This window comes from Streptomyces sp. NPDC002825 (genome assembly GCF_040295385.1).
In the GTDB taxonomy this organism is placed as follows: domain Bacteria; phylum Actinomycetota; class Actinomycetes; order Streptomycetales; family Streptomycetaceae; genus Streptomyces.
The window spans coordinates 127,112-136,895 of record NZ_JBEOVH010000023.1; the positions used below are offsets into that span (position 1 = coordinate 127,112).

6 protein-coding genes are annotated in these 9,784 nt (G+C 74.4%); 2 read left to right on the top strand and 4 right to left on the bottom strand.

Going from position 1 to position 9,784, the window contains the following annotated elements; translation table 11 throughout:
• Positions 1 to 137 precede the first annotated feature (137 nt).
• A complete protein-coding gene (locus ABT041_RS26520; RefSeq protein ID WP_351188581.1) occupies positions 138 to 2,045 on the top strand; it encodes a caspase family protein in 1,908 nt (635 codons plus the stop codon).
• Here ABT041_RS26520 and ABT041_RS26525 read toward each other — a convergent pair.
• From ABT041_RS26525 to ABT041_RS26540, 4 genes are read right to left on the bottom strand one after another with little or no spacing between them, the layout of a single operon-like run.
• Positions 2,026 to 6,291 (bottom strand): CHAT domain-containing protein, encoded by a 4,266-nt coding sequence (locus tag ABT041_RS26525; protein WP_351188584.1) that lies wholly within the window; start codon positions 6,289 to 6,291, stop codon positions 2,026 to 2,028. The two genes, ABT041_RS26520 and ABT041_RS26525, sit on opposite strands and share 20 nt — an antisense overlap.
• 14 nt (positions 6,292 to 6,305) lie before the next feature.
• Entirely contained in the window at positions 6,306 to 6,959 is a 654-nt protein-coding gene (locus ABT041_RS26530) for an RES family NAD+ phosphorylase (RefSeq protein WP_351188585.1), read from the bottom strand.
• The gene (locus ABT041_RS26535) at positions 6,959 to 7,606 is read right to left on the bottom strand and encodes a hypothetical protein (RefSeq protein ID WP_351188587.1); all 648 of its coding nucleotides are present in this window, start codon (positions 7,604 to 7,606) and stop codon (positions 6,959 to 6,961) included. Before ABT041_RS26535 ends, ABT041_RS26530 begins: the two co-directional genes overlap by 1 nt.
• Positions 7,603 to 8,850 (bottom strand): hypothetical protein, encoded by a 1,248-nt coding sequence (locus tag ABT041_RS26540; RefSeq protein ID WP_502976597.1) that lies wholly within the window; start codon positions 8,848 to 8,850, stop codon positions 7,603 to 7,605. Before ABT041_RS26540 ends, ABT041_RS26535 begins: the two co-directional genes overlap by 4 nt.
• A gap of 154 nt (positions 8,851 to 9,004) precedes the next feature.
• Here ABT041_RS26540 and ABT041_RS26545 point away from each other — a divergent pair, with 154 nt between their 5' ends.
• Entirely contained in the window at positions 9,005 to 9,610 is a 606-nt protein-coding gene (locus tag ABT041_RS26545; RefSeq protein ID WP_351188592.1) for a histidine phosphatase family protein, read from the top strand.
• Positions 9,611 to 9,784 lie beyond the last annotated feature (174 nt).

Consider the following 9,784-nt stretch of genomic DNA (forward strand, 5'->3'; position numbering starts at 1 on the left):
GGTGGCTGACATCACATCAATAGTGCTCTGTGGAAGGCACATTGTGACTGCGTCGGCCAGGTCGCACCCAGAAAACGACCAGTTTCCGGCCGTCAAGAGGACCCTTTCGCTCGCGCGCTCCTGCGAGACTCTCCCGCATGGGTTCGATCTACGCGCTCCTTGTCGGCATCGACGACTACCCGTCCGGGACGGCCCCGCCGTTGAGCGGCTGTCTCAACGACATCGCCGCGGCGCGGCGCCTGCTCGAGGAGCGCGGTGCGGGGGACGTCCTCGTCCGGACGCTGCTGAACGGCGAGGCCACGCGCCGCGCCGTCGAGGACGCCGTACGGGGACATCTCGGCCGGGCGGGTGCCGAGGACACCGCGCTGCTGTGGTTCTCCGGCCACGGCACGCAGTCCCTCGCCCGGGAGGAGGCGCATCTCAAGATCGAGGCGACGGGCCGGAACCAGGCCCTGGTGTGTGTGGACGGTCCCCTCCTGGACAAGCGGCTCGGGAGCCTCCTCGACGGCGTGGCCGCGCGCGGCGCGCACGTCGCGGCCGTGCTTGACTGCTGCTTCTCGGGCGGCGCCACACGCGAGGACGAGCGCCGGGTCCGCTATGCCGCGCCGGCGCCTTCGTGGGACCTGACCGGAGGGGCGGAGGACGGCCTCCCGTCGGCGGCGCCCCGGGCGGCCACGCCCGAGCCGGGGTGGACCGCGCCCCGGCATGTGCTGCTCGCCGCGGCGCGCCTCGACCAGTACTCGTACGAGGACGACTACGAGGGGCGCCGTCACGGCGCCTTCACGCACGCCCTGCTCGGCGCGGTCCGCGACGCCCGTGACGGGGTGACGTACCGGGAGCTGCTGTCGGCCGCCGACGCCCGTCTGCAGCGCGCCGGCGGCCGTCAGCAGCCGGTGCTGTACCCGGCGGGGGCCGGCTCGCTCGCCGACGCGCCGTTCCTCGGCGGGGCCGCCGCCCGGCCGAGGAGCCCCTATCTGCTGCGTTTCGGGGCGCAGGGCTGGGAGGTGGACTGCGGCGCCGTCCACGGTCTGGCCGAAGGACCGGATCCGGCGGCCACCGAGTTCACCGTGGTGCCGGGTGAGGGACCGGAGGCCGTGCCCGCGCCGTCGCTCCGGGCGCGGGCCGTGCACACCGCGCGCACGCTCGTCGACCCGGTGGACTGGACGCCGTCGACGAACCGCGTCTACCCCGTCGCCCTCTCCGCCCTCCCCCAGCCGCCGGCCACCGTCTGGTGCTCGGCGGCGGAGCCCGAAGCGGAGCTGCTCGACGCGGTACGGACGGAGATCGCGGTCTCTCCCCTGCTGCGGGTCCTCGACGACCCGCGGCAGGCGGGCGACCTGCACTTCCGGGTTCACCTGGAGGGCGGCCTGGCCCATGTCCTGCGCCGGGACGGCACCCCTTTCACCGACCCGCTGCCGCTGCGGGGGCCGGACGGCGCCCGGCGGCTGCCGGTCTGTCTGAACCATCTGACCCGGTGGCATCTGATCCGTGACCTCGCGCCGGGGCCCTCGGCCCTGGACGGCCTGGTTCGGGTGGAGATCACGCCCTGGGACGCGTCCGACCAGGTGCTGACGCCCGACGCCGCGGGCGAGATCGTCTGCGCCTACGCCACGGACAGATGGGCGGAGAGTGTGGAGCCGCGCGTCTCCATCCGGTTGCACAACCGCTCGACGAGCCGCGCGCTGTGGTGCGTGCTGATCGCCCTGACGGACGATTACGCAAGCCACACGCAGCTCTTCCCGGGGCACTTCATCGGTCCCGGCGGCACGGGCTACGCCTTGGACGGCGAGGCCGTGCAACTCGTCCTGCCGCCGGAACGGTCCGCAGTCCCCGGGGCGAGCGGCCGGGATTGGCTCAAACTGATCGTCTCCGAGAGTGAACTGAACACACTTCCGTACGAGTTGGAAGCCTGGGGCCCCTCCGTGCCGGGCTCTCGCCCGATGCGTCGCGTCCCCGCGCCGCAGGGCCGGTGGACGGCCCGCACCGTGACGCTGCGCACGGTGGTGCCGCCGGTCGCCCCACCGCCTACTGTCCCAGGTGGGTGAAGCCGGCCCACGCGCTCAGATCGTCCGGGTCGAGGCTCCGGGCCCGGTGTGCGAGCAGCGGGGGCAGTTCCTCGGGCAGTTCCCGTGCCGGGTCCAGCATCCACAGCTGGGCCCGGCGCAGCGCCTTCGCCGGCGGTTCCCCCTCCGTCCGCAGGTAGCGGTGGGTGAGGAACATGAGCAGTGAGGTCGCGTCGTCTGGCACCGGCCAGAGCGAGCCGACCACCGAGCGGGCTCCGGCCACCAGGAAGGCGGTGGCGAGGCTGTAGGCCTCGTTGTGCCCGCGCCCCGAGACGCTGCTGCGGCAGGCGGCGAGCACGACGAGACCGAGCCGGCCGCCTCCTCCCCCGATGGCCTCGGTGAGTTCCTCGGCGGCCAAGTCGCCTCCGTGGAGGGACAGATGGGCGGTCCGGCGGGCGTCGCGTGCGATCGCCGCGTGGCAGGCCAGGTGCAGCACCCCGCCCTCGTCGGTCCCGGAGTCCGTCAGCCAGGACAGCACCTCGTCGGGGGTGCCGGGGCCGTCGGCGGTGCCGTCGGCCCGGCGGCCGAGGAAGGTGCCCCCCGGGTAGAACGCCCGCTGCACGGCGTCGGCCTCCTCACCCGCGTACGGCAGGTCGCCCGTGGGGTTGCCGACCACGAGCGCGCCTCCGCCCGTGTACGGCGCCGGGGTGCGGGAGGCGACCTCGCAGAGCAGCCGCGCCGAGGCCGCGTACGAGATCTCCGCCTCCTGGAGGGCGTACCGCCGCCCGTCCTCGCCGTCCGCCCACGCCGCGTGCCAGGGGACGAGCCCGAGCGGGCCCATCGGTACGAGCACGAGGCGCGGCGGGCGGCCGCCGGGGGTGCTGAAGGTGTCGAAGAGCGGCCGCACGGCCGCGTACCAGGCCCAGCCGCACAGCCGGTCGAGCTGCTCACGCAGGGGCGCGGCGCGGCGCCGTGCGCTGTGACCGGATCCCGGCACGGGCCCCATGTAGCGGTCCGCGTCGGCCGGGGCCCCGTCGGCTTCCGGGTTCTCGGGAACCTCCCGCCCCGCGCCCCGCCGGGGCAGGTAGTCCCGGAGCGGGGCCGCGTCCTCGGTGAGGCGCGGCAGCGGCACGGTGTGGACGTCGCCGCCGGAGGTAACGACCACGGCGGTGCCGCCGTGCTCGTCGGTGGCGGGCATCAGATAGATCAGGGCGTCCTTGCGCAGCGAGCGCAGGGCCGTCCCGATCTCGCCCACCGCCGGCGGGTCGAGCAGCCGGTCGTGCACTCCGTCCGCCCCTGTCAGCGCGGCGAGCACGCGGCGGCGCAGCAGGCTGGGGATGGCCTGCGGTGCGCGCAGCGCGGCCAGCGGATCCAGGGCGGGGTCCGCGGCGCCCCCGCCGGTCCGCCATTCGTCGGCCAGGTCCTGACGACCGGCGGCGACGAGCCGCTCGGGCACCTGGCGGGAGGTGACCGCGGCGTGCAGCACGAGTCCGCGGCAGGAGTCGAGGGCGTGGACGGCGTCCTCCAGGGCGTTGTCCTTGAGACACCAGGCGGCCACTTCGAGTGCGGTCGAGGTGGCCTTCTCCGCCGCCACGGCGGCGTGGTCGGTGCCGGACTGGAGCAGCGCGGCCCAGGCGTGGCCGCGCAGCGCGTCGAGCCCGATGCGCCGGCCGTTCGTCCGGTCGTCGCGGCCGAGCGCGCCGCGCATGCGGTAGGCGCGGGCGAGGGCGAGCGACACGGACGCGTACTGGGGGTGCTCGGGCCCGCCCAGGCCGCGGTACGCGGTCTCCAGGAAGCCGATCCCCTCGGCGAGTTCGCGCGAGCGGACCACGGGGTTGCGCTGCATCGCGGCGACGGAGCACAGCACCGTGCCCAGGAACGCGCCGTACCGCAGTCGGCTCTCCGTTCCCTCGTCGACCAGCCCGTACGCCTCCCGCGCCAGGCCCATGCCCTCCTCCAGGCCGTCCGCGTCCCGGGTGCGCAGGGCCCGCACACAGCGGGCGATGCCGTTGTCCCCGAGGACCCAGGCCCGGTGGTCACGGGGCAGCCGGCGCGCCTCCTTGCGCAGCCGGTGGGCGCCGGGGCGACCGGTCAGGGGCGGCGCCGCGGGGGCGCCGAGGTCGCGGGCGAGTTCGTCGCGGCCCATGCGCAGGGCCTCGATCGAGGTCCACAGCTGGATGCCCGAGGGGTCGTCGTCGCGGAGAGCGGCGTACGTCTCCGTCATCGTGGCCAGATGGGTGTCCACCGCGCCGAGGTCGCCGGCCTCCACGGCCCGGTGTCCGCTGCCCATGGCGACCTGGGCGGCTATCACGCGTCGCTGGTACGCGGAGAGGCGGTTGTCACCCGCCAGGCGGCGCATGGCCTCCTGGGCGGCCTCCATGTCGTCCGCCGCGCCCGCGACCTGTCCACGGTGGTGGGTGGCCATGATCCCGCTGATGTCGAGCGCGGCACCCACGCTGTGCTCGGGCCCGGCGGCGGCCCGCGCCCGAGCAAGGTGTTCCATGACGTCGTCCGTGCCCGATCCCAGGCCGTTCAGCTCCTCCCAGAGCCTCACCTGGGCGACGCAGGAGTGTGCCCGCCACTGCCACGTCTCGTCGCCCTCGGCGTTCAGGACGCACTCGGTCAGCGCCTCCTTCTGGGCCGCGGTGACATGCGTGGCGTGCGCGTCGTAGAGGGGCAGCACCGTCAGCAGGGCCAGGGCGAACTCGGCGCGTTGGCGCCCGGGTTCCGTGGCGAGCCAGCGCTCGTACTCGCCCTGGAAGGCGTCCCGCAGCCAGGACGGGTTCGCCGTGCCTTCCAGGAGGCCGGGGAACTCGTCGTCGCTCTCGCTGAAGTCCGCGAACGCGCGCCCCTGTTTCAGATCCTCGAACAGCGCGAGGATCGACCGGTCCTGTTCCTGCGTGCTCAGGCCCGAGGGGCGGTGGTCCAGAGACTCGGGCCGGACTCCGTGCCGCTGCTCCAGCATCGACAGGGCCCATCCGCCGACCATGCGGGTCACGTTGTGGAATTCCTCGGCGAACTCCTCGTCCGCCAGGACGAGGCCGGTCATGCGGAGGACCTCGTGGAGGCGCTCGACGTCCGGGTCCTCCCGGTAGCGGCCCTGCTGATAGCCCGCGAGGAGGAAGGCGGTCACGGTGACCTTGCCGTCCCTGGCGGGCTGCCACTGCTCGATCGCCCGCCGGACCATTCCGATCGCCCGGTCCTTCGCCGGGCCGTCCCCGCGCAGGCCGGCGCGCTCGAACAACAGGCGGCCGAACGCGTCGAGATAGTGCGGCGTGAGCCGTTCGAGTGCGTCCGGGGCGGCGAGCAGCCGGTTCAGGTCGGCTTCCGCCGCGGCGGCCTGGGCGTGGTCCTTGCAGCGGGCCCAGACGAAGGTACGGATGTAGGCGCCGCGAATCTCCGACTCCCACGCCCACGAGGGTTCTTCGCCGGCGAGCCGCACCTGGTGGAGCGCGGCGCCCATCTCGTTCCTGGCCTCCTCCAGGACCTTCCGGTCCTGGATCGCGCACCCGTGGGTCATCGTGGCCAGGCCGATGCTGTGGCGTACCAGTGGCAGGTCGCTGGTGGGCAGCGCCGCGTCGAGGGAGGCCCGGTAGTGGCCGGCCGCGGCGACGGCGTCGTCGGAGTCCCCGCCGCCTCCCGAGGCGCGCAACAGGTGCAGATAGCCCAGGGATTCGCGCAGGTCGACCTCGGCCGCGGTGCCGGGCTCCAGGAGGGGCAGCAGCCGGTAGTGGTGCTCAAGGGACTCGGCGATCAGAGTGCCGCGCTCGGCGGCGTCGTACTGCTCGGGAAGCTTCATCACCCGCGCCTTGGAGCCGTACGCGAGGAGGTGGCACGCGACCGCGAACTCCTCCTCGTAGCCCGGGTCCGCCTCGGGAATCCCCGCCAGCCCCTCCCCGGCCAGGTCCATCGCCTGCTCCAGGAGGGCGGGGTCCGCCTCCTCGTCGTAACGGCAGGCCTGCACGTACGCGTACCTGATGCGCCAGGCCGACCACACCTCGTCGTCACCGGGCGCCCGGAAGGCGAGCTCGAAGGCCTGTCCGCCCAGCTCCAGGTCCTCGGCCAGGCCGGAGCGTGCGAGCAGCACGGAGCTGATGGCGCCCACGCGGGCGCAGAGTTCGGGGGCCTCGGGATCGTCGGACGGCAGGAGGGAGATGCTGTCGAGGAGTTCGTCGCGCGCCTCGCGGAGTTCCTCGTCGGTGGGTCCGGTGGGTTCCTCGTCCGGGGGTCCGGGGAGTTCCGCGTCCGGGAGTCCGGTGAGTTCCGCGTCGTCGGGTACGGGTTCCATCTGTCCGTCCATGGTCAGGCCGAGAGCCGCACGTGGTACGGCTGGAGCACGGAGTCGAGCCACTCCTCCCCCTCGGCCGTGCCGAAGTCCACCGCCCTCTCGGGTTCGCTGCGCACCGCGCCGGGCGGGCAGCGGTCCCCGAACAGCACGACGGTCCGGTCGGCCGGTTCCCGCTTCGAGGACCAGACGAGGCCCTGTGCCCAGGGCTCGGTGTGGCGCCGGATCCAGTGCGCCCAGTCCCTGGTGTACGCGTAGTCCTGGGCCTCGGTGTGCACCAGCCAGCTGTCCTGGTGCACGGCCGCCAGATCGCGCGCCGACACCAGGGGGACGACGTCCAGATCGGTGGCGAGCCGGAGCGTGGACAGCTTCCGTCGGGCGACGCCCACCCGGGGCAGCAGCCGGGGCCCGCCGGCCGGGTCGAACGGCAGGGAGCGGAGCAGCGTCTCGCAGATCGCCGCCTCGGCGCTCAGACCGACGTACAGATAGGGGTACGGATCGCAGGACGTGCCGTCGAACCGTCCGCCGCCGTAGAGGCAGTGCGCGGGGATCGGGTTGAAGTCGGCGGCGTCCCGGTGCGCCGCGTGCACGCGGTACAGGACGGTGCCGCGCGCCAGGGTGACCTTGCCGGGGGCTCCGGTCATCTCGGCCGGCGGTCGGTAGTGGGGCACTACTCACCCTCCATCAGGAAACCTGCCAGATCGGCCAGTTGGTGCTCCGTCGGTCCGCCGAGGAGTTCGGCGGGCGGGGCGCCGAGCCAGGCGTTCGGCGACAGCCACCAGTCCGCGGCGCCCCAGGGATCACGGTCGGCCTCCAGGACTCTGTTGACCTCGAGGACGGCCATCCACGGGAGCGTACCGTCGGAGAACTGGAACCTGGGCAGGCGCAGAACGCCGCCCGGGCCGCGCAGTCTGATCAGCTCGCGCGCGTACGGGTCGCCGCCGCGGCGCAGCACGGTGTCGGCGTTGAGGGCGGGCGCGGCGAGCAGCCGTTCGCGTACCGGCCCGAGGACGGGGCCGACCATGCGGTGACCGTCGAGCAGCAGGACGGCGAGGTCCTCGGCGTGGAATCCCAGGTAGGCGTCGTCGAGCACGTCGGGCGCCCACCGGGCCTCGCCCTCGGCGCCGAACTCGTCCGGCAGCCCTTCCCGGAGGACGTGGACCGCGGCCTCCGCCGCCGTCGCCCGCCCCTGCTCGTCCTTCGCGCGCCGCACGCCGGCGAGGTGCTCGGCGAGGCGCTCGCGCCGCGCTCCGTCGAGACCGCCGGCGAGCTCTTCCCAGCGGGCCGCGGCGGCGGCGAGTACGGCGTACGGATTCATGGGGTCTCCCGGTCGTCGGTGATCGGGCCGGATGAGAGGCCGGGTATCGGGTCGGACATCGGGGTCGCGGCGGCATCGGATGCCGGGCCGTATGCCGGTGCGGACCTCGGCTCGGCGAGCGGTGCGAGGAGACGCTCGATGAGATCGGCACGGGCGTGCGCGCGTACGACGAAGTGGATCTGCCAGGGCCGTCCGCGGACCAGCTCCGCCTCCACGGCCGGCCAGAGCGCGCCGAAGCTCTCCAGCGGTGTGAGTCCGCCCCGGCCGGCGCCCAGCAGCGGCAGGCAGACGGAGGTGAGCGGCGGCGTGTGGCGGGCGGATTCCTCGGCGAGCAGGGCGAAGGAACGGGCCACGCCGCGCGTGACGTCGGCGGGCTGGACGTCGTAGTCGTTGGTGCCGGGCCGGGGTTGGGCGACGGCCACGTGGTGGATGCGCCGGAGGCCCTGCGCGGCGAGGGCGCCGGCCGAGGTCACCGCGACGGTGCCGGGGAGCGCCGCGCGGCCCGCGATCCCCTGGCGGTGGCCCCAGTCGCGTAACTCGTCGTGCAGGTGGTCCTCGATGAGCCCCCCGGCGTGGTCGAGGCGCGCTCCGGCGCGCCGGAGCGTGGCCGACACGGAGGACTTGTACGGGGGCGGCAGGACGAAGTGCGTGTTGGAGGGCGACAGCACGACGTCCACGTCGCGGAGCAGGTCGACGGAGTGGACGTGGATGCGCACGGTCACGGGCGCGGCCCGGCCGGGGAGGCGGAGCCGGAGCGAGCGGTGGACGGGCGCGAGGGGGCCGGCGGCCGCGGGCGGGGGTTCGCTCTCGCGACGTGGGGTGCTCGCATCCCCGGGGAGGGGACGGCTGACGAGGACGAGGACCTGTTCGGTGATCTGCCCGAGCACCATCAGCTCGTGGTGCTTGCGGAAGCGCTCGACACTGACGCCGTACACCTGGGCCGCCCGGCGGCGGCGCTCCGAGGCGGGCCAGTCGCGGGTGCCCTGGGCGAGGCCGAGGCTGTACTCGGCGGCCGTCTGAAGACTTCCGCCGCCGATCCGGGAGACCGCGGTCCGTAACAGGCGTTCGATGCCGGCGACGGTGCCCCGGTCGCCGTCGCCCGCCGGGTCGCCGGACACGTCCAGGGACAGGCGGGCGAGTCCGGGCAGGTGCAGCTCGCGCAGCCGGACGAGGCCTGCTCGCCTCACCTGCCTCACCTCCGCGAGGACCGATCCGTGTTCCAGAGGCGGGGAGTGCGCGGGCATGGCGGAAGGATCGCACCACCGCAGCACGCCCACAAGCCTGGCCCCTTCCTTCTCCATTACACCGGAGGCGCTGGTCGGTCCCCGGCCGGTTCCGGGGCGGATCCGGGGCGGCGCCGGGCGGGCGGGGGTCCGGCAACGGTGCTATCAAGAAGGCATGGGTGACCTCCTCCTGATCCGTCACGGGGAGACGGAGTGGAGCGCTGCCGGACGGCACACCGGCCGCACGGATCTGCCGCTCACGCCGGACGGCGAGGCGGAGGCGCGGACGCTCGCGCCGTTCTTCGCGGGCCGGTCCTTCGCCTTCGTGCGTACGAGTCCGCTGCGACGGGCCCGGGACACGGCCGAGCTGGCCGGCCTGCGGGGCGCGGAGACGGACGCGGACCTGTGCGAGTGGGACTACGGGGGGTACGAGGGGAGGACCACGGCCCGGATCCACGAGACCCGGCCGGACTGGTCGCTGTGGCGGGACGGGGTGCCTCCGCACCCGGACGGGCGACCGGGCGAGTCCGCCGAGGACGTGGGGCGACGGGCGGACCGGGTCCTGGCACGCGTCACGCCCCTTCTGGCGGGTGCGGCGGAGGACGGCGTGCTGGTGGCGCACGCGCATCTGCTGCGGGTCCTGACCGCGCGGTACCTGGGGCTGCCGGCGTCCGAGGGCCGACTGTTCCTCCTCACGACGGCGAGGGTCGGCCGCCTGTCGAGGGAACACGGCCTGCCGGTCATCGCGGGCTGGAACCAACGCCCGACCCCCGGGGTCTGACGCGCCCCCGTGCGGTCATGCGTTCCGCCGGGGCGGTGCCCACCCGCAACGAAACGGCCAAGGCCCCCACGCCCGCGCCCCGTGTGGGCAATCGTCCCTCCCCCAGACTTCGTCCGGGGGGACCCCCAGGGCGGGACGGGTGGGCACACGGGACGGCGCCCTTAGCGGCGCCTC